This window comes from Mesorhizobium sp. WSM1343 (assembly GCF_055901535.1).
In genome coordinates, this window is the sequence record NZ_CM148370.1 from 247833 (window position 1) to 265646 (window position 17814).

15 protein-coding genes are annotated in these 17814 nt (G+C 62.6%); 2 read left to right on the top strand and 13 right to left on the bottom strand.

Going from position 1 to position 17814, the window contains the following annotated elements; translation table 11 throughout:
* Nucleotides 1–57: 57 nt before the first annotated feature.
* The 6 genes from AC0NIL_RS01160 to AC0NIL_RS01185 all read right to left on the bottom strand — a co-directional run bounded on the left by AC0NIL_RS01160 (nt 58) and on the right by AC0NIL_RS01185 (nt 7768).
* Nucleotides 58–2445 (bottom strand): polysaccharide biosynthesis tyrosine autokinase, encoded by a 2388-nt coding sequence (locus AC0NIL_RS01160; RefSeq protein ID WP_013528098.1) that lies wholly within the window; start codon nt 2443–2445, stop codon nt 58–60.
* Between the two features lie 235 nt (nt 2446–2680).
* Nucleotides 2681–3577 carry a UTP--glucose-1-phosphate uridylyltransferase gene (locus AC0NIL_RS01165; protein WP_473573861.1) on the bottom strand — a complete coding sequence of 299 codons (897 nt, stop codon included), beginning with the start codon at nt 3575–3577 and terminating at the stop codon, nt 2681–2683.
* 74 nt (nt 3578–3651) lie between these two features.
* Entirely contained in the window at nt 3652–4620 is a 969-nt protein-coding gene (locus AC0NIL_RS01170; RefSeq protein ID WP_473573862.1) for a glycosyltransferase family 2 protein, read from the bottom strand.
* Complete coding sequence (locus tag AC0NIL_RS01175; protein ID WP_473573863.1) at nt 4610–5560, bottom strand: glycosyltransferase family 2 protein; 951 nt, start codon at nt 5558–5560, stop codon at nt 4610–4612. The genes AC0NIL_RS01170 and AC0NIL_RS01175 overlap by 11 nt, the downstream gene beginning before the upstream one ends.
* Nucleotides 5560–6555, bottom strand: a complete 996-nt coding sequence (locus AC0NIL_RS01180) for a glycosyltransferase family 2 protein (RefSeq protein WP_275954153.1) — start codon at nt 6553–6555, stop codon at nt 5560–5562. Before AC0NIL_RS01180 ends, AC0NIL_RS01175 begins: the two co-directional genes overlap by 1 nt.
* A gap of 40 nt (nt 6556–6595) precedes the next feature.
* The gene (locus AC0NIL_RS01185) at nt 6596–7768 is read right to left on the bottom strand and encodes a glycosyltransferase (protein WP_275954154.1); all 1173 of its coding nucleotides are present in this window, start codon (nt 7766–7768) and stop codon (nt 6596–6598) included.
* Between the two features lie 185 nt (nt 7769–7953).
* Here AC0NIL_RS01185 and AC0NIL_RS01190 point away from each other — a divergent pair, with 185 nt between their 5' ends.
* Complete coding sequence (locus AC0NIL_RS01190) at nt 7954–9450, top strand: lipopolysaccharide biosynthesis protein (RefSeq protein WP_346016445.1); 1497 nt, start codon at nt 7954–7956, stop codon at nt 9448–9450.
* A 52-nt stretch (nt 9451–9502) separates the two neighbouring features.
* Nucleotides 9503–10525: a phosphoribosyltransferase family protein gene (locus tag AC0NIL_RS01195; protein ID WP_275954156.1), complete on the top strand. Its 1023-nt coding sequence runs from the start codon at nt 9503–9505 to the stop codon at nt 10523–10525.
* A gap of 18 nt (nt 10526–10543) precedes the next feature.
* Here the strand turns inward: AC0NIL_RS01195 and AC0NIL_RS01200 are convergent, their stop codons facing one another.
* The 7 genes from AC0NIL_RS01200 to AC0NIL_RS01230 all read right to left on the bottom strand — a co-directional run bounded on the left by AC0NIL_RS01200 (nt 10544) and on the right by AC0NIL_RS01230 (nt 17812).
* Entirely contained in the window at nt 10544–11623 is a 1080-nt protein-coding gene (locus AC0NIL_RS01200) for a glycosyltransferase (RefSeq protein WP_275954157.1), read from the bottom strand.
* Nucleotides 11624–11697: 74 nt separating this feature from the next.
* Nucleotides 11698–12147 carry a hypothetical protein gene (locus AC0NIL_RS01205; protein ID WP_013528107.1) on the bottom strand — a complete coding sequence of 150 codons (450 nt, stop codon included), beginning with the start codon at nt 12145–12147 and terminating at the stop codon, nt 11698–11700.
* A 13-nt stretch (nt 12148–12160) separates the two neighbouring features.
* Entirely contained in the window at nt 12161–13603 is a 1443-nt protein-coding gene (locus AC0NIL_RS01210; protein WP_063169883.1) for a GMC oxidoreductase, read from the bottom strand.
* Nucleotides 13604–13695: 92 nt separating this feature from the next.
* Nucleotides 13696–15027, bottom strand: a complete 1332-nt coding sequence (locus AC0NIL_RS01215) for a UDP-glucose dehydrogenase family protein (RefSeq protein ID WP_013528109.1) — start codon at nt 15025–15027, stop codon at nt 13696–13698.
* A 67-nt stretch (nt 15028–15094) separates the two neighbouring features.
* A complete protein-coding gene (gene exoK / locus AC0NIL_RS01220; RefSeq protein WP_275954158.1) occupies nt 15095–15949 on the bottom strand; it encodes an endo-1,3-1,4-beta-glycanase ExoK in 855 nt (284 codons plus the stop codon).
* A 154-nt stretch (nt 15950–16103) separates the two neighbouring features.
* Nucleotides 16104–16499, bottom strand: a complete 396-nt coding sequence (locus AC0NIL_RS01225) for a hypothetical protein (protein ID WP_127369213.1) — start codon at nt 16497–16499, stop codon at nt 16104–16106.
* 290 nt (nt 16500–16789) lie between these two features.
* A complete protein-coding gene (locus tag AC0NIL_RS01230) occupies nt 16790–17812 on the bottom strand; it encodes a glycosyltransferase family 2 protein (RefSeq protein WP_275954159.1) in 1023 nt (340 codons plus the stop codon).
* Nucleotides 17813–17814 lie beyond the last annotated feature (2 nt).

Consider the following 17814-nt stretch of genomic DNA (forward strand, 5'->3'; position numbering starts at 1 on the left):
GTGCTGGCCTGAAGATCGATACACTTCAGAGTGGACCCACTCGCGCAACGGTCGACGTCAGACCGGCGCCTTGCCGCGCACTTCCGACTTTTCCAGATAGTAGCTCGAATATTTATCGAAGAATTTTTCCGAACCGCCGAACGAGCCGTATTTGGCCAGTTTCTTCAAATCGACCTTGTTCAGCACCGCGCCGACGATCTTGTTGGCGACATAGGGTTCGGATTCCAGCATCGACCTGACCATCGCGCGCGGGGTGCGCCCCCACTCGGTGACCAGTACAAAACCGTCGACCAATGGCGCGAAGGCCTTGGCGTCGACCACCGGTCCGAGCGGCGGCAGATCGACGACGATGTATTCGAACGTCTCCTTGGCGTTCTCGATGAAGCGCCGCATGCCGGCCGAGGAGAGAAGTTCGCTGGTATGCGAGAAGTGACCGCGCAGCACCGCCGGGATGATCGCCAGCTTCGTCTGCCTGTCGATCTTGCCGACGGACTGCCAGGTCTGGCCGCCGACCACCGCTTCCATCAAGCCCTGCTCGGTTTCCATGCCAAGGCCTCGGCTGAGGCCGGGATTGCGCAAGTCGCCGTCGATCAGCAGCGTCTTGGAGCCATTGGCGGCAAGCAAGCCGGCGAGATTTGCCGCGACCGTCGACTTGCCCTCGCCGGGAAGCACCGAGATGATGCCGATGACGCGGCTGCCTTGCCCTTCCATCACGACGTCGAAGGCGATCTTGGCGCTGCGCAGCGTTTCGGAGAACATCGAGGCTGGAGAATCGATGCTGACCCGCATGCGCGCCCGCTTTTCGGCTGAAGACAGCGATTGGGTGGTCTTGGCGTCCACCTGGGTCTCGCCCGGTTTTTCTTCCTTGCCGAGCTTGCCGCCGATCGTCGGCAGGTAGCCGAGGAATTTGAGGTTGACGCGGTCGCGCACGTCCTCGCCGGTCCTGAAGAAGCGTTCGTTGAACTCGTTCAGGCCACCAAAGCCGGCGCCCATCAGCAGGCCAAGCACCAGCGAAAGTCCGAGCACGACGATGGTGCGCGGGCTTGAGGCCGCCATCGGCATCGACGCGTCGGAGATGATGCGGATCTTGCCGACCGGGAAGGACTGCTGCTGCGCGGCTTCCTCGTAACGACCCAGGAATGTCTGATAGAGCGTGGTGAGCGCCGTCGCCTGCTGATCGAGTTCACGCAGCTTGACTTGCGTCTGGTTGTCGACGGAACTCTTGCCTTGCGCGGCCGCGACGTTGGCCCTGAGCGCGGTCTCGCGTGCCTGCGCCACCTCATATTCGTTGCGATAGCTTTCGGTCAGCTGCTTCAGCTCGCCGAAAATCTGCGTCGATATGTCGGCCTTCTCCTTGGAGAGAGCCACCGCCTGCGGGTGCTCGGGGCCGAAATTCGCCTCGACGTCCTGCAGCCGCTTGGCCACAGTGAGGTAGCGGGTCTTGAGCGCCGATATGACCGAGCTGCTTGGCTGGTCGCTCGATATGGCGGCATCCTTGAAAGCGTTTTCGGAGCCGCTGTCGACGATGGCCTTGTACTGCTGGTAGCGGGCGCTGGCGCGTGCGGTATCGGCCTGCGCCACGATAAGCTGGGCGTTGAGGTCGGAAAGCTGCTTGTCGCTCATCAGCTGGCCATCGCTGTTGGCGGCCAGCCCATGTTCGGCCCTGAATTTCTCAACCGCGAGCGAAGCTGCCTGCGAGCTCTGGCGCAACTCCGTCAACCGGCCCTGCAGCCAGACCGCAGCCCGCTCGGTGGCATCGAAGCTGGCATCGAGCTGATCGGCGAGATAGGCATCGGCATAGGCCTTGGTGATGGCGTTTGCCAAGGCCGGATCCGTCGCCTGATAGCCGAGCGCGATGACGTAGCTTCGGCCGACGCGTTCCGCCCGGATCTCGTTCTGCAGCTTGAGGATCGCGTAGTCGCGGCGCGACGTGGCGATCAGCGCATCGCGGGCGGCCGGGTCGAGCTTGCTGAAGTCAGCGCCACCCGGCATGGAAGAGCTGGGGCGGACATACTGGATCAGGCCGCGGATGAGGCCTATGCCTTGGGCAAGCGCCGACTGGGGCGGATTCATGAACGTGTCGTTCTGGTCGAGCTTCAGCTTGTCGACGACCACGGCGGCAAGCCGCGTCGAGGTCAGGATCTCGATCTGGCTCAGGATGGCGGAATCGGTCTGCATGGTTGTCGACGTCGCCGAAATGTCGTCGACGATCTTGTTCAAGCCCTCGTCGATCAGCACGCTGGCGATCGACTGATATTTGGGCGGCGTTGTCTGCAAATAGAGCAGGCCCAGGAAGAGACCGATGACGGCACACACGGCAACCACCTTGGCCTGCCGTGCGGCCATGCCAAGCAGCCGCTCGATATCGATGAAGTCTTCGCCGTCTCCTGCGTCCGAATTCGGCAATGGCATCCTCTTGTCGAGAGGAAAGTTGGCATAATTCATCTTCGGTCCAATTCTAGAGCCGGTCCTATTCCGATTGATCGCAATTGGCTCTATCTTACTGTTTCAACATGATCTTTTCCGGAAACCGGGACCCACTTTCAGGGATCATGCCTTGGCTTGCAGGCGCCTCGAAGATCGGGAGCATCGCCAGAGCAATGCAAGCGTCGTGCCAGACGGAGAGAACCTGCCGGCCCCTCTTCGCCGGCCATCTGACGATACTCCCGAAAGATGGGCATTATGCGGCTTCTTCCTGGCGTTCATACGACCGGACGAACTCCTGAAGCATCTCGAAAACCGGACCCTTCATGTCGTCGCGCGCCAGCGCGAAGGCGATGTTGGCCTGGATGAACCCTTCCTTGGAACCACAGTCGAACATGCGGCCGAGGAAAGGCTGGGCGAAGAACGGCTGATCCTTCGACAGACGAACCATGGCATCCGTCAGTTGAATCTCGTTGCCGGCGCCGCGCTGCTGATTGCCCAGGAGCGCGAAAATCTCGGGCTGCAGGATGTAGCGGCCGTTGATGTAGAAGTTCGAAGGCGCATTGGCCGGCGCCGGCTTCTCGACCATGGCCGTCACCTCGAAACCGCCGCCGATCTCGGCGCCACGGCCAACGATGCCATATTTGTTGGTCTCGCTGGGTTCGCAACGCTCGACGGCGATTACGTTGCCGCCCGTCCGCTCATAAAGCTCGACGGTTTCGGCGAGGCATCCGCGACCGCCGAAGGACACCATGTCCGGCAGCAGCAAGGCGAAGGGCTCGTTGCCGATAACCTCGCGCGCGCACCAGACGGCATGGCCGAGGCCTTGCGGGGATTGCTGGCGGATGAAGCTGGTGGCGCCGGCCACAGGCAGCATGCTTTCGAGCGCCTCCAGCTGGGTCTTCTTGCCGGTCTGCTCCAGGGTGCCGATCAATTCCGGATGCAGGTCGAAATAGTCCTCGATCACCGCCTTGTTGCGACCGGTCACGAAGACGATGTGCTCGATGCCCGCCTCGAAGGCCTCGTCCACCGCATATTGGACGACGGGCCTGTCGACCACGGGAAGCATTTCCTTCGGCATCGACTTGGTCGCCGGCAGGAACCGCGTTCCAAGCCCCGCCACCGGTATCACGGCCTTCCTGATTTTCTTCATCGCAAATTCCTTCTGAGGAGATCGACTTCAATCCGTTCACAGGCCACGAAAATTCCCTCCATGTGCCTGCATCTTCACCTCCCCGCCCCGACGGCAAATTGTGCCGCCATTCTTCGCAACCGCACGGCGATCGGCATGCCCATATGCCTGACCGCCGCCGGGTCGCTGAGCGCAGTCCGGATCGCCTTGAGCGGGGACCGCGCCTTGATGTGCTGTACCAGTGACAGAAACGATGCCGCCTTGCGCAGGCTGCGGCCACGCCGCGCGAACGCGGCTTGCGCGGCCTCATCCATCCGATGGGTTTGAGCGAACACGGCATCCGCCCTGCGCATGGCTTCGACGTGGTGAAGCTCGAGCACGCGCGAAATGGAGGCGCTGCGAATATGGTAGGCATAGCCGATATCGGGCTCGACGACGCATTTTCCGCCCTTGGCCAGGGCGGCGGCAAAGAGGATGTAGTCTTCGCCGATCCTCAGCTTCTCGTCATAGCGAAGCCGGTTTTCGTTCAGGAACTCGCGCTGGAAGACCGGCTTGAGGTATCCGAGGTTGAACTTGGATTCGAAGACGACGTTGCCGGCGATGTAGGTGGCCAGCGAAATCTCGCGCAAGCCTTCCAGATATTGCCGCGGAAACATCGCGTCCTCGATAACGCCGTCCTCGCGGACGACCTGCAGATTGTCGACGGCGATCTGGGCATCCGCGCTTTCGGCACGCGCGATCATCTTGGCGAGCCGGCCGGGAAAGACCGCGTCGTCGGAATCGAGAACCGCGATCCATTTGCCGCGGGCGGCATCGAGGCCGGCATTCCTGGCGCCGCCCGGGCCGCGATTGCTTGGCAGGGCGATGACACGGACGATATCCCCGGGACAGGCCCGCGCAACATCGAGCGTCGCATCGCGCGACTTGTCGTCGACGACGATGATTTCGACGCTGACACCCTTCTGGGCGATGGCGCTGGCGATCGCCCGATCAAGGGTCGTCTCGGCATTGTAGGCGGCAATAACGAAGGAAACATCGGGGATAGAGCTGACGTCAGGCTGCACGCTTGCCTCCCTCCTGTGGCGACGGCTGGCCATAGAGGCGGATTTCGCGGATGCCGACGAGGCCGCTGACGACACCAATATGCATAATGCCGCGCAGCACGCTGCGGTTCCTGCGTACCGGACTGACGACGACCGGAAGTGCCGAGGCGAAGCAATAGATGGCCTTTGCCGAGGCCAGGCCGACCTGCTTGGCCAGGCCGATTCCGCTGGCGCTGCTGCCCAGGAGATGGCCATGCGTCTGGCCGACGCGGAAGCGGCGGCGGCCGAGCCAATCGAATGCCGCCCTGGAGCGCGGCACCACCTCCTCGACCCACGCCTCGGGCGAGAAGGCGATGCGGCCGCCTGCCTTGTGCATCTGGTCGAAGAATTCGGTGTCCTCGCCGCCGGTCTGGCCACGCGCCAGGCTGAAGCGGCGGCCGCGCAGGCTGTCCGAGCCCATCCGCAGCAGAACGTTGCAGGTGTAGCCGGTCTGGATCTCGCCGCGCACCCAGACGGGCAAGGTCGAATGGAAATCGCCGCGCCGCATCCAGTCCGGCGCGTCCGGGCGATAGCGCGCCCTGACCGGGCCGAGCACGGCGGCGGCACCGCTTTGCTGCGCCATCGCGACCAGTTCGGCAAGCCATGGCGTCGTGGCCGTCTCGTCGTCATCGATGAAGGCGACGAAATCCGCGGTGCTCGCATCGAGGCAGGCGTTGCGGGCGATCGAGATGTTGCGCGCCGGGGCGTGCTGATAGTGGATCGGCACCGTCAATTCCCGCGACAGCGCCGCCACCAGGTCACGGGCCGTTGGGGTGTCGTCATTGTCGGCGACGACGATGCGGACATCGAATCCCACCGGCATCTCCATGGCGTCGAGCGAGCGCAGCGTGTCGGCCAGTTCCGGCCGGCGGAACGTGCAGACGCCGATGTCGATGCTGCGGTTCTTTGCCGACACCGCCATCAGGCCACTCCTCGTCGCGAGCCGAGGCCGAGAAGCTGCAGCCAGAAGCCGACCGACCAGCCAAGATGCATGACCATGGCCGAGACACCGGCCAGCGCAACGTCGGCCTTGCGCTGGCGGATAGCCGCCACCAGCCCGTAGCCCAGGCAAACCGACGCCCACAGCAGCAGCGGCACCGCCGCCAGCCAGTGCACGAAGGAGAAGGCCGCCAGCAGCACCACCGGGAACACCAGCAGCGGCACCATCTGCCTCACCTTCGGGATGACGCGATGCTTCAGTACATTCTTGGCACGCCCGCGACCGTAGCCGAGATACTGGAAATAGAGGCCTGAGAGCGAGGCACGCGGGTAGTAGACCATCTGCGTCTTGCCGCTCATCCAGATCTTGTAGCCGGCCTTGCGCAGGCGATAATCGAGCTCGGCGTCCTCGTTGTGGCTGAACGTTTCGTCATAGCCGCCGACGGCGCCGAACGCCGATATCCGCATCAGTGCATGATGGCCGTGATCGATCCACTGTCCCTGCGAAAGATGCCTATGCTTCGAGCCGCCGGTGCCGAGCTTGGAGTTCTGCGCCGCGGCCGCCGCCTTCTGCACGGCACCGCTGCCGCTGGTCAGCATCGAAACGACAACCGAATCCGCCGATGTAGCCAGGGCTTCCTCGACCAGCCGGTCGCAATAATCGTCGGGATAACCGCCATGCGCATCGATGCGGATGAGATAGTCGGCACCATCGCCGAAAGTACCGACGGCGAGATTGATCGCCGCGCTCTGGATACGCCGCTTGTTGTGGAGCAGGATAACCCGCGGGTCCCTGGCAATGACGTCGTCTACGATGGAAAGCGTGCCGTCGGTGCTGCCGCCGTCGACGACGATGATCCGGGCGCCAAGCCTGGCGGCCGCGGGCCGCAATTGATCGAGCAGCGCACCGATATGGGCGGCTTCGTTCAGGCATGGGATAACGATCAGGCTGGATGAGGGTTTTTCCGTCTGCGTCATCAACCTCTGTCCATCTTGCCTCTGTCCATCCCCTGCCATCCTATGCCAATGCCTCGGCGGCAAACGAACCGGGCACGGCCGTCAGGCTGCGCAGCCGCTCGACAAGCGCACGGCAATCGCTGCGATCGTAGCTCCAGGTCCTCGGGTTGCGCGCCAGAACACGCCCCTTCAGCCTGGCGAAGCGATGCTCCTCCATCTTGCCTAGCGCGGCTTCGAGCGCTTCGGGCGACGCTTGCGGCAACAGCACGCCGATATCCTGCTGCTTGAGGAACCGCCCGGTCTCGGTGTTGCCCATCGAGATCGGCACCGCGCCGAAACGGCAACCCTCATAGAGCCGGTTGGGCAGAAGCCATTCGGAGTTCTGCCCCGCTTCGAAGAAATCGATCGCCCAGGAAAAATGGACATCGTTGTAGATCGCCGCCATGTCTTCCGGATTGCGGTAGGGCCCGAGAAACGACAGCCATGGCTCGGCCTCGACAAAGCCGTGAAAGTCAGGGAATTCCGACAAAGCCGGACGGCCGCGCAGCACGATCTCGAAGCGGCCCTCCGTGCGGCGGGAGAAATCAGCCAGCAGCTCGAGCGAGCGGCGGCAGCGCAGCGCGCCGAACCAGCCGATCCGCCATGGCGGGCCGACCAGGCTCTCTTCAGCCTCCGGAGCGCCGGGCACAATCGTCGCGGCCTCGAAATATTTGTTTTCGACCAGCTCGATGGGTGCCGCGACCTGGCCGAACGGCTTGAAATAATTGGCGATGAAGGCAGGCGAACTGGTCACCAGCAGCTTCACATCCCTGGCCAGAAATCGTTCGGTGGCACGCAGCGCCTTGCCCAGGACATCGTTGCGCAGCACAAGCCGATGAATGTCGAGGCACTCGTATACGATCGGAACCGATGCACCGAAGGCTGACCTGGCGCGGCGGGCAAGCGCCAGCATTTCCAGGTTGCGCGCGACGATGACATCCGGCTTTGGCATTCCGCCCAGCTTCGAGCCTATCGAAACGGCTGCTTTGGCTACGGCCGCGAGGCGTTGGCCGAATCGCCCGTCACGCGTCCCGCCGAGGTCGATCGGGCGCAGTCCCTCGATATCCGCAATCGGCTTCGCGGTGCGACGGAATCCGGCCAAGGTGACCTGGGCCCCACCTGCCCTGAGCATCGTGATCCGCCGGCGCACCGCCGGGTCGGAAACGTCGTGCACTAGGTACAAGACATGCAGCATAAAAACTCGACCGCTGTTGGCCCACCCGAGGGAATGCTAGTACAGGTCTTGCTGCATCGCAACATTTTTGGTGCGGCGGTCCACGTTTTCTGTTGCACTGCAAAATTATTGCCGTAGTTTGTGGTCGGCGGCGGTCGTGGATTTTCGGGCTCGAAAATCCACGTAAAAAATCAGGAATCCTGAATTTGGAAGCCAATGCATTCGATCCGCCAGAAGGCTCCTTGCGCAAATCGGTTGGGCGCGGCGCGGTTGTCACGGCCATGGCGCAATCGGTGCGGGTCGCGACACAGATTCTGTCGGTTGTCGTGCTGTCGCGGTTGTTGTCGCCACAGGATTTCGGTGTCGTGGCGATGTGCGCGCCGGTGCTTGCCTTTATCGCACTGTTCCAGGATTTCGGCCTGACCCAGGCAACGATCCAGAAATCAGGCATCCGGCATGAGGAGGTGAACTACCTCTTCTGGATCAATGTCGCCGTCAGCGCGATCCTGGCTTGCGTGCTTGCGGGTGCGGCGCCGCTGGTTGCTGCCTTCTACGGCGAGCCGCGCGTGACAGGTCTGGTGGCTGCGTTCGGGCTGCAGATCATGGCCTATGGGCTTGGCGCCCAGCATCTGGCGCTCTTGACGCGCCGTATGCAGTTCGGCCGGCTGGCCGTCATCGACGTCGCCAGCGCAATCGCCGGGCTTGCCGTGTCGATCGCCTGGACCTTCATCGATCGCTCCTATTGGGCCCTGTTTGCCGGCACGCTGACCGGTGCCGTGCTGCCGACGCTCTGCTACTGGGCGAGTTCGCGCTGGCGTCCGGGCCTGCCGCGCAAGGTCGCCGGCATCGGCGAGCTGATCAATTTCGGCGCCGGCATCACCGGCTTCAACTTCGCCAATTTCTTTGCCCGCAACCTCGACAACGTGCTGATCGGCAAATATTGGGGCGAGGCGCAGCTCGGCCTCTATGACCGCGCCTACAAGCTGCTTCTGTTTCCGCTGAGCCAGATCACCAACCCCTTGTCGAAGGTGATGGTTCCAGCACTTTCCAGGCTGAAGGACGAGCCGGATCGCTACCGCAGCGCCTATCTGCGCGTCATGCCGCTGATCCTGCTGGTGGCGCTTCCCGGTGTCGCCTTCGCCACCGCGATGTCGGATGTGCTGATCCCCTTCGTGCTCGGCGAGCAATGGCGCGCAAGCGCCTCGATTTTCCTGGCGCTCGGCTTTGCCGGGCTGCTGCAGCCGCTCAACAATCCGGCGGGGTGGCTTTTCGTCAGCCAGGGCCGCTCCGGCGATTTCATGCGCTGGGGCATCATAACGGCCGTGACGTCGGTGCTGGCTTTCATGCTCGGCCTGCCCTATGGCGCGCTGGGCGTGGCGATCGCCTATGCGATCAGCGAATATCTGCGGACGCCTTTCCTATGGCTCTATGTCGGCAAGAGCGGACCGCTGCAGGCGCATCATGTGCTGCGCGCGGCAACGCCGTTCGTGCTTGGCGCCCATCTGGCGCTGGCCGCGATCTGGTTCGTCAAGCCACTGCTGCCGCAGCAGCATGTCGTCGCCCTGGCCAGCAGCGCCGTGTTCGCCTACCTCATCACAATCATCATCGCACTGGCATTCGCCTCCGGCCGCGAAGCCTTGCGCGAGGCGCTCAAGATGCTGCCGGCAAGGCTGCCTGCGGCAGCGCCGCGCGAAGCGCAATAATTTGGGCGTCTTCGACTGCTACGGACATCTCCTCCAGGACCAGGTCTGAACCATGCACTACCGATCGATCTCCGATATGAACGACGCCATCGTCAGGGGCCTGCACCGGCTGCCGCGCGACATCGACCTGGTCGTCGGTGTGCCGAGAAGCGGCGTTTTGGCAGCGACGCTGGTCAGCCTTGCCGCGAACATCCCGATGACCGATCTCGACAGCTTCCTGGCTGGGCGAATCTACACATCAGGCGTGACCAAGCGCCGTGCCGCTCTCGACCGCAAGGTTTCCGAGATGCGCAAGGTGCTGGTGATCGACGACAGCGTCGCCGGCGGCAATGCCATGCGCGACGCACGCGCCCGCATCCAGGCTGCGGGCATCGAGGCGGACTTCACCTTTGCCGCCGTGTTCGGCCTTGAGCCCCTGCACCAGGAAACTGACCTCGTCTTCGAGGTCGTGCCGCATCCGCGCATGTTCCAGTGGAACTTCATGCATCACAAATTCCTGGCGCAATGCTGCGTCGACATTGACGGCGTGCTGTGCCTCGACCCGACAGAGGCGGAAAACGACGACGGCCCGGCCTATGAGAAATTCCTCAGCGAAGCGCGGCCGCTCCATGTCGCGACCCACACGATCGGCTGGCTGGTCACCAGCCGGCTGGAGAAATACCGCGCGCTCACCGAGGCATGGCTCGCCAAGCATGAGATCAAATACGACCAGCTGATCATGCTCGATCTGCCGAGCAAGGCGGAACGGCAACGACTCGGCGCGCATGGCAGTTTCAAGGCCGATTTCTACCGCAAGTCCGATGCCATCCTGTTCATCGAGAGCGAGCACGAACAGGCGCTGAAGATCACCGAACTGTCAGGCAAGCCGGTGCTGTGCGTCGAAACGCATATGGTCAGCTTCCCCGAAGCGCTGTCGCTGCCGGCACTTGGCCAGGCGGCCCGCAACCTGCCGGCAAGGCTGCGGCAGATCAAGTCGCAAGAGGGCCGCAAGAGCGCCGCCAAGACCATTGCCCGCGCACTGCTTGGCGCCCGCGGCTACGAGACGCTGAAAAGCCGGGTCAAGCGTCCGGCCTGACCTGCTCAGGCGGCGTCGTCAGGCCGCCTGTCGCGCGCGCTGCTGCATGGCCCTGTCCAGTATCGAGAAGAAGGTGATGAACTGGCGATCGGGATCGAGTTCCGGGCGCCCGGCGAAGCTGCGAGCGAGACCGGAAAGCCGGTCATATTCCTGGTTGTCGTTCCACAGCCGCCTGACGGCCGCGACCCAATCGGCCAGCGGAGCATCGTAATCCAGCACCACGCCACCGGAGCCGACAGCCTCGGGCAGACCGCCGCGCCGCGAACCGATAACGGGGATTCCGCTGCAATGGGCCTCCGAAGCGACGCGGCCCCACGCCTCTTCCCACTTGCTGGGAGCAAGCAGGATCTTCGTGCGGCCATAGATCGTCTTCATGTCGCTGGTGCGGCTCTCCAGGACGACATTGCCCAAGGGAGCGATCGTCTGTTCGATCCGCGCCCGGTGATCGTCGTCGAGCTTCCAGCTTTCGACGAACAGGAAGGGAATTTCGCGGCAGGCGCCGGCAATCCGCACCGCGAGCTCAAACCCCTTTTCCTCATAAGGGTTGATCAGCGTGACGAACTGGCCCGTCGTCGGCGTCGAGTAATGCGCCGGGTTGATGGTTGGCGGGATCACCGCTGCCTCGATGCCGAATTCTTTTTTGTAGGTTCGCGCGGTGAAGTCCGAATTGGCAATGTAGAGCGCCGAATGCAATTCGCGCAGATCGCCGCCCAGTTCATGGAACTCGACATTGCGGAGATAAACGACCAAAGGCACGCCCTCCGCCTGCAGCGCCTTGCCGATCGGAACCGATTTGTGACACTGGACCACGGCGACATCGGGCTTCAGCCTGTCGACGGCATAACCCGCCGCTTCCCAGGGAAACCAGGCCCGCACCACCGGATAGCCGGGATAGCTGTCGACAACCGCCGGCTGCCGCAACAGCTTCATCTTGGCGCGCGCCTTGAAGCCGAAGACACCGTCACCGAACAGGGCGGCGAGCACAGCGGCTTCATGACCGTGCTCGATCAGCTGTTCGGCCAGATGATGCGTGCTCGACTGAACGCCGCCACTGAACTCGGGCGGGTAGCCGTTGCCGCCTGCAAAGAGAACTTTCATGATCGGGCTCCTTGTCGCATCTCGTATTCCTTGCTCGAAGACAACAGGCAAAGGCCGCCGCCTCGCTTTCGACGTCAGGCAAGTTTCGGCGGCTCCAGATTGGCGAAGGGATTGGTACAGGATTGCCAGCCGGTAAACCGGATCGGGTCGTTGGGCGAACTGCGCCAGGCGTAGTCCGTCAGCATATGGAATTCGGCGACGACCCAGCGGTCGAAATGCAGCAGATCTTCCCGCTTCCGCCGGGGCAGCAAGCGACGCGCGGCGCCCAGTTTGAGCTCCTCCACCAGGGTGACGGCATCACTCAGTTTTTCGCTTGGGAAATTCCATGGATTCCTGTCGCGGAACGCCAGCACGAACTGCTGCAGATGCTCGATGCGGATGTTCAACTTGCCAAGATATTTTTCCAGCGTGACGCGCACCAGATCCTCGTCCGAGAAGGAGGAAACGGTGGCGTAGGCGACCCCCGTCGAAACCACTCCGCCAGCCAAGACGGCCAGGGCCGAGCGTCTGGAAATCTCGATCATGCGATACCTCCTTTCACGCGATCCGGCTCGCCGCCCGCAAGGACAGCGCTGCCGCGGTCAGGCTCGGGTTGGCGCAGGAGCAGCTCGGATAGGTGCTGGTGCCGACGACGACCAGGTTTCTGAGCTGATGGTGGATCATGCCGCTGTCGACCACAGAATCGGCCGGGCCGGTGCCCATCCTCAGCGTGCCCTGGACGTGCGATTCGGTCGGCCGAATGCCGCGGTCGAAGAGCTTTTCGACCGGCAGCGGCGCCAGAAGGTCAGGCAATTTCTCCAGAGCGCGCGCCATGCCCTTCACCGCGTAGTCCGATGGCGCCTTGAAGCTGACGAAGGCATTGTCATCCGCGTCAAGCGTGACGTAGTTCTCGGGGTCGAGCAGGTTCTCGGTGACCACGACCAACGGCAGCGCCTGGCGTAGCCGCCCCTTTTCGGCACGCATTCCGTGCTGCCAGCGGTTCTCGAAATAGACCAATGCCGCCGCATGCTCCGATCGGTGAGGACCATCATAGAGGCCGAAATTCAGGCCTGTTGTGATGGTGCTGCCGTCGAAATTGTCGACGCCGTCGAGATAGACCTCGAAATTCCAGCCGTAGGATTCATGCAGGCCGCTGCCGACAAACTCGCCGCCCAGGCCGGATCGCAGCATGATCGCCGCGCTCTGGATGGCATTGGCGCCGAGAATGAAGAGATCGCCGCTGACCTGGTATTCCTTGCCGTCATGGCTGAACGTGACCGAACGGACAGCGCCGCCGACGTGATCGAGCCGGCGCACCTCCGCACCGAGGCAGACCGAGATGTCGGGATGCTCGAAGACGTGCATCAACCCGTTGTTGACGGTGAATTTGGCGTCGACCGGGCACAGCCAGCAACGCAGATTGGCACAGCACGAGCTGCGCTGCGCGGTCGGCACGCGAGCCCGCGCGGTTGGCATGACGAAGTGCTGGTCGGGCTGCGCCGCCTTCATCATCCTGTCCGGTGTCGACATGCGATGCGGCGGTTGCGGAAACGGCTTCGAGCGGGGCAGCATCGCCGCCATGTCGGGGTCGCCGGAGATCGACATGATGTCTTCCGCGTCGCAGTAGAACGGCTCGACGTCGTCATAACTGATCGGCCAGTCATTACCGATGCCGTAGGTGCTTTTCAGCCGGAAATCATTGGGATGAAATCTTGGCGTCTGCGCGAACCAGCAGTTCGTCCCGCCACCCAGTCCGATCGTGTAGTTCCACGGCTTGTCGGAATTGGTCTTGTAGGTCGTCTCGTCTTCGATGTCGGTGTTGACGTTCTGTTCGAGCTGCCATTCATGGGTGTTGTGGCGTCCCCACTCCAGCACCAGAATGCGCGCCTTTCGGCGCCTGGCGAACTCATGCAGGAAGAAGGCCGAACCGAAGCCGGAACCGATCGCGACGAGATCGAAATGATCCTTGGTGATTTGCTCCGGCTTTACGTCCAGCACCATCAGCTACAACTCCACACAGAAATACGCGCTCAACCCCAGCGTCCGCAGGCCGTGTGCGGACCGGTCTTGCATCCGTCTGACAGGGCCCGGTCTCATGCCGCCATTCTGCCGATCGAGTGATATTCGATGCCATGGCGGGCGATGACCTTGGGGTCATAGAGGTTGCGGCCGTCGAAGATGACCGGCGTGGTCAGCGCGTCCTTCACCGCGTCGAAGGACGGCGCGCGAAAGCTCTTCCATTCTGTGGCGATCAGCAGCGCATCGGCGCCGCGCAGCGCCGCCTCCTTGGTGCCGCACAGAAGCAGGTCGTCGCGCAGCCCGTAGATGGCCTGGCATTCCTGCATCGCCTCGGGATCATAGGCCTGCACATTGGCGCCGGCCTTCCAGAGCGCCTCCATCAGGACGCGCGCCGGCGCCTCACGCATGTCGTCGGTGTTGGGCTTGAAGGCCAGACCCCAGAGCGCAAAGGTCCTGCCTTTGAGGTTGCCCTTGAAATAGCGGTCCACCTTGTCGAAGAGAACCGATTTCTGTGCGTTGTTGCGCTCCTCAACGGCGCGCAGCAGCTTGGCGTCGAACTTGACGCCTTCGGCGGTCTTGATCAGCGCCCGCACATCCTTCGGGAAGCACGAGCCGCCATAGCCGAGGCCCGGATAGATGAAATGGTAGCCGATGCGCGGATCGCTGCCGATGCCCTTGCGGACCTCCTCGATGTCGGCGCCGAGTTGTTCGGCCAGATTGGCCATCTCGTTCATGAAGCTGATCTTGGTCGCCAGCATGCAGTTGGCGGCATATTTGGTGAATTCTGCGCTGCGCACGTCCATCACGATCATCTTCTCGTGGTTGCGATTGAACGGCGCGTAGAGTTCGCGCATCACAGCCTCGGTGTCCTCGCTGTCGGTGCCGACGATGATGCGGTCCGGCTTCATGCAGTCGGCAACCGCGGACCCTTCCTTGAGGAATTCCGGATTTGAAGCGACATCGAAAGCCAGGTCCTCGCGGCCTCTTTTCTTCAGCGTGTCGGCGATCCTGGCCTTCACCTTTTCGCAGGTGCCGACCGGCACCGTCGACTTGCCTACGACGATCTTGGGTTTGTCCATTTCGCGGCCGATGGTCTCGGCGACTGCCAGCACATATTTGAGGTCGGCCGAGCCGTCCTCGCCCGGCGGCGTGCCGACCGCGATCATCTGGATCTCGCCGTGCCTGACAGCGGCGGCGGCATCCGTTGTGAACTTGATGCGGCCGGCGGCATGGTTCTCCTTAACGAGGTTTTCCAAACCGGGTTCGAAAATGGGAACCAGGCCCTGGTTGAGCCGCTCGACCTTGGCGGCGTCGATGTCGACGCACACCACCTGGTGCCCGACTTCGGCAAGCACCGCCGCCTGCACGAGGCCGACATAGCCAATTCCAAACACCGTCAAATTCATTCGGTTTCATTCCCATGCAAGGCAGCGGACCGTTTTCGGCCCCGCCGGTTCAAATCGACTTTCCCAACTACTTTACACTGCATGCCAGCGATTCCGGAAATTGACAGGGTTCGCCGAGCGCCGTGAAGGCGACCCGCTCGACCTGCAGGGAAAGCTTGCGGCCCGGATCCGCGAACGCTCCCATCCAGCCCTTCATCGTATCGCTACCCCAAAAGCTGAAGAATATCTTCTGTGCATGGCTGGGCAGCTTCGCCGGGTCGGTAATCGTGTTCACCAGTTGGCCGTTGACGTACCATCGCAAGCTGTCCTTCTGCCAGACGAAGGCGTAGTCGTTGAAGGCCTTCTCCGTGCCGCCCGGTACGTCGACCCGTTTCTCGTTCTTGCCCTTGCCCGCGATATAGGCGTTGACCTGCACCTTGGAGGTGTCCTTGGTCAGGACCTCGAAGTCGATCTCGTCCCAGGGCTGCTTGTCGCTTGGACCGATATAGGTGAAGAACGCGGCGTTGAGGCCGGAGCCGGTATCGGTCTTCAGCCGTGCCTCATAGGTGCCATAGCCGAAGCGCTGCTTGGTCTGGATCTCGCCGCAGACGTAGTCGCGATCCTTCAGCGTCTGCTTTTCGAAGCCGAGCGACAGCACACCATTCGACAGTTCGACCATATTTTTCGACCAGGTGCAATTCTGATGGCTGCCGTTGTTCCAGCCGTCGGAAACATACCAGCGCGTGCGGTCGAAGCTTTTGAAATCATCGACAAAGGACGGCGATGTCGGAATGTCCTGGGCATGGGAAGGGGTTGCCAGGAAACCGCCAAGAGCAGCCAGCAGCAACGCACCGAGCGACCCCAGCCGCCGGGCGGCTTGTCCGGTCCGATATGCGAGAGGCGGTGCTTCAATTGCCGTCGTAGGTTTCGGATTCCAATTCATACCAAACTCACCTTTGCGCTGTGTGTCCCCAACCCAAAGTCGACGTTCGAACCGCTCCTGCACGGGCCAACCTTGACCTTCCTTGTGACCCTCTCGATTGCTTCTGCTTCCCGCCTTGCATCAAATCTGTTGCAACAGTTCCGAGCCTTCACGTTCAACCTCTGCCGGCGCCTGCCGGCCAGGCGAATTCCGCCGCGGCGGCCGAGGAGGCATCCTCGTCAAAGACCATATCCAGCGAATGACGGAGCTCTTTCATCATGCCGTCCTGGCGCGACAGCGCCGCGATGCGGCGCTCGCAATTCAGGATCGACTGTGTCAGGGCGCTGACTTCCGAAGACCGCTTGTCGGAAGCAGAGCCGTTTTCCATCGCTTCGACCAGAAAGGCGGCGTTGGTCGACGTCGTCCGGTAGCGATTCTCAAGCCCGGTTCTCTCGGCCTCGATCTCGGCCGCAATCTGCTCGAACAGCTTTGCCAAACGATCAAGACGTGAAACATCGGCCTGACGGTCGCGGGCCGGATCCCTTGATCTGAAACCGAATATCGAGGCCATGAACTCAGGTTCCCGTCATCGCCGGCTTGTGGGCCGGGCTTCTGGCCGATCCCCGCAGCCGGGGCTCAAAAACTCGTGTTGCGTTGTCGTGCTCCTTTTGAGGGAGAGACATCAGACCAATCCGATCGGGGGCCAAGTTCGGCTGGTCGTCCACTATGCTGCACCGCAACATAGACTGCCATCGTCGGAGCCGCGAGGCAACCACCCAATTCGTAAACTCATAAATCCGGCCGAAATGGTTTGCGTGATGACATGCCGCGAGTGGACAAATCGCTGCATCGGGACCACTCTCAGCGTTCCTTGCCCGTGCTGGTTCCGGCCATCAGAAAGCGCAGCGGCGGCACAGGCTTTTGGCTGGACACAAGGCCGACACGACGAAACAGCGCCTCGAGCTTGTCGGAAGCCACGCCCTGGACGATGGGGACGAGGTTGGACAGGCTGGCGAAGGCGTAAGCCGCAGCCGAGCCCAGCCCCCGCTCGGCCTTGACGTCAAGGAAATTACGCAGCCGATATTTGTCGCGCACGTGCCGTTCATGCCGCCGCAGCACCGCCTTCGAGCCTTCCGGCAGGCTGTCGATCGCCAGCAGCGCCAGATCCGCATCGGCCAAACGCTTCAAGTCCTGGGTCTTGTGGCGGCCGCTCAGGGAATCGGCGCGGACGATGGCGCCGTAGCCGCAGGAGCGAATGACCTTGAACCGCGCCCCGCATGCGACCGCGCGGGCGTAGAGTTCATAGTCCTCGCCCAGCCGCAGGCTCTCGTCGTAGCTCAACCCATAGCGGTCGAGGAAGGCACGGCTGATCACCGGCTTCAAAAAGCCCAGTTCGCCCCTCTGCACGCGGCGCCTGGAGATGTTGCCTTCGACGAAACGCTCGAAATCGAGGAATTCCGGATCGGCGGCAAATTGCGGCGCGACGATTTTCGTCGCGTCGCCTGTCGCATCATCCCTGATCAGCATGATGTTGTCGGCGGCGAAATCCCAATCGGCGCCGGCAAACAAGTTGCGAAACCGGCCTTCGAGGAAGAAATCGTCGGCATCGAGAATGCTGATGAACGGCGATTTCGAGCCGGCGATGGCTGCGTTGCGGGCAAAGGAGGGGCCGCGATTGACATCGAGGCGCATCACGGAGAGCCGCCCGCTGCCATCATCGGCGGATCGTGCGACACCGGCGGTGTCGTCGGTGGAGGCATCGTCGACGACCACGACCTCCGCCACTTCCGGTTCGCGCAATGCGGATGCGATGGCGACGGCGATTGTCGCTGCGGCGTTTTTTGCCGCGATGATCACGCAGACCTCGGATTTCGTCATCGACATGG

Excerpts from the sequence above, each read along its gene's own strand:
- AC0NIL_RS01160 (WP_013528098.1), bottom strand. The coding sequence starts at position 2,445 with ATGAATTATGCCAACTTTCCTCTCGACAAGAGGATGCCATTGCCGAAT.
- AC0NIL_RS01165 (WP_473573861.1), bottom strand. The coding sequence starts at position 3,577 with ATGAAGAAAATCAGGAAGGCCGTGATACCGGTGGCGGGGCTTGGAACG.
- AC0NIL_RS01175 (WP_473573863.1), bottom strand. The coding sequence starts at position 5,560 with ATGGCGGTGTCGGCAAAGAACCGCAGCATCGACATCGGCGTCTGCACG.
- AC0NIL_RS01180 (WP_275954153.1), bottom strand. The coding sequence starts at position 6,555 with ATGACGCAGACGGAAAAACCCTCATCCAGCCTGATCGTTATCCCATGC.
- AC0NIL_RS01185 (WP_275954154.1), bottom strand. The coding sequence starts at position 7,768 with ATGCTGCATGTCTTGTACCTAGTGCACGACGTTTCCGACCCGGCGGTG.
- AC0NIL_RS01195 (WP_275954156.1), top strand. The coding sequence starts at position 9,503 with ATGCACTACCGATCGATCTCCGATATGAACGACGCCATCGTCAGGGGC.
- AC0NIL_RS01200 (WP_275954157.1), bottom strand. The coding sequence starts at position 11,623 with ATGAAAGTTCTCTTTGCAGGCGGCAACGGCTACCCGCCCGAGTTCAGT.
- AC0NIL_RS01205 (WP_013528107.1), bottom strand. The coding sequence starts at position 12,147 with ATGATCGAGATTTCCAGACGCTCGGCCCTGGCCGTCTTGGCTGGCGGA.
- AC0NIL_RS01210 (WP_063169883.1), bottom strand. The coding sequence starts at position 13,603 with ATGGTGCTGGACGTAAAGCCGGAGCAAATCACCAAGGATCATTTCGAT.
- AC0NIL_RS01215 (WP_013528109.1), bottom strand. The coding sequence starts at position 15,027 with ATGAATTTGACGGTGTTTGGAATTGGCTATGTCGGCCTCGTGCAGGCG.
- exoK (WP_275954158.1), bottom strand. The coding sequence starts at position 15,949 with ATGAATTGGAATCCGAAACCTACGACGGCAATTGAAGCACCGCCTCTC.
- AC0NIL_RS01225 (WP_127369213.1), bottom strand. The coding sequence starts at position 16,499 with ATGGCCTCGATATTCGGTTTCAGATCAAGGGATCCGGCCCGCGACCGT.
- AC0NIL_RS01230 (WP_275954159.1), bottom strand. The coding sequence starts at position 17,812 with ATGTCGATGACGAAATCCGAGGTCTGCGTGATCATCGCGGCAAAAAAC.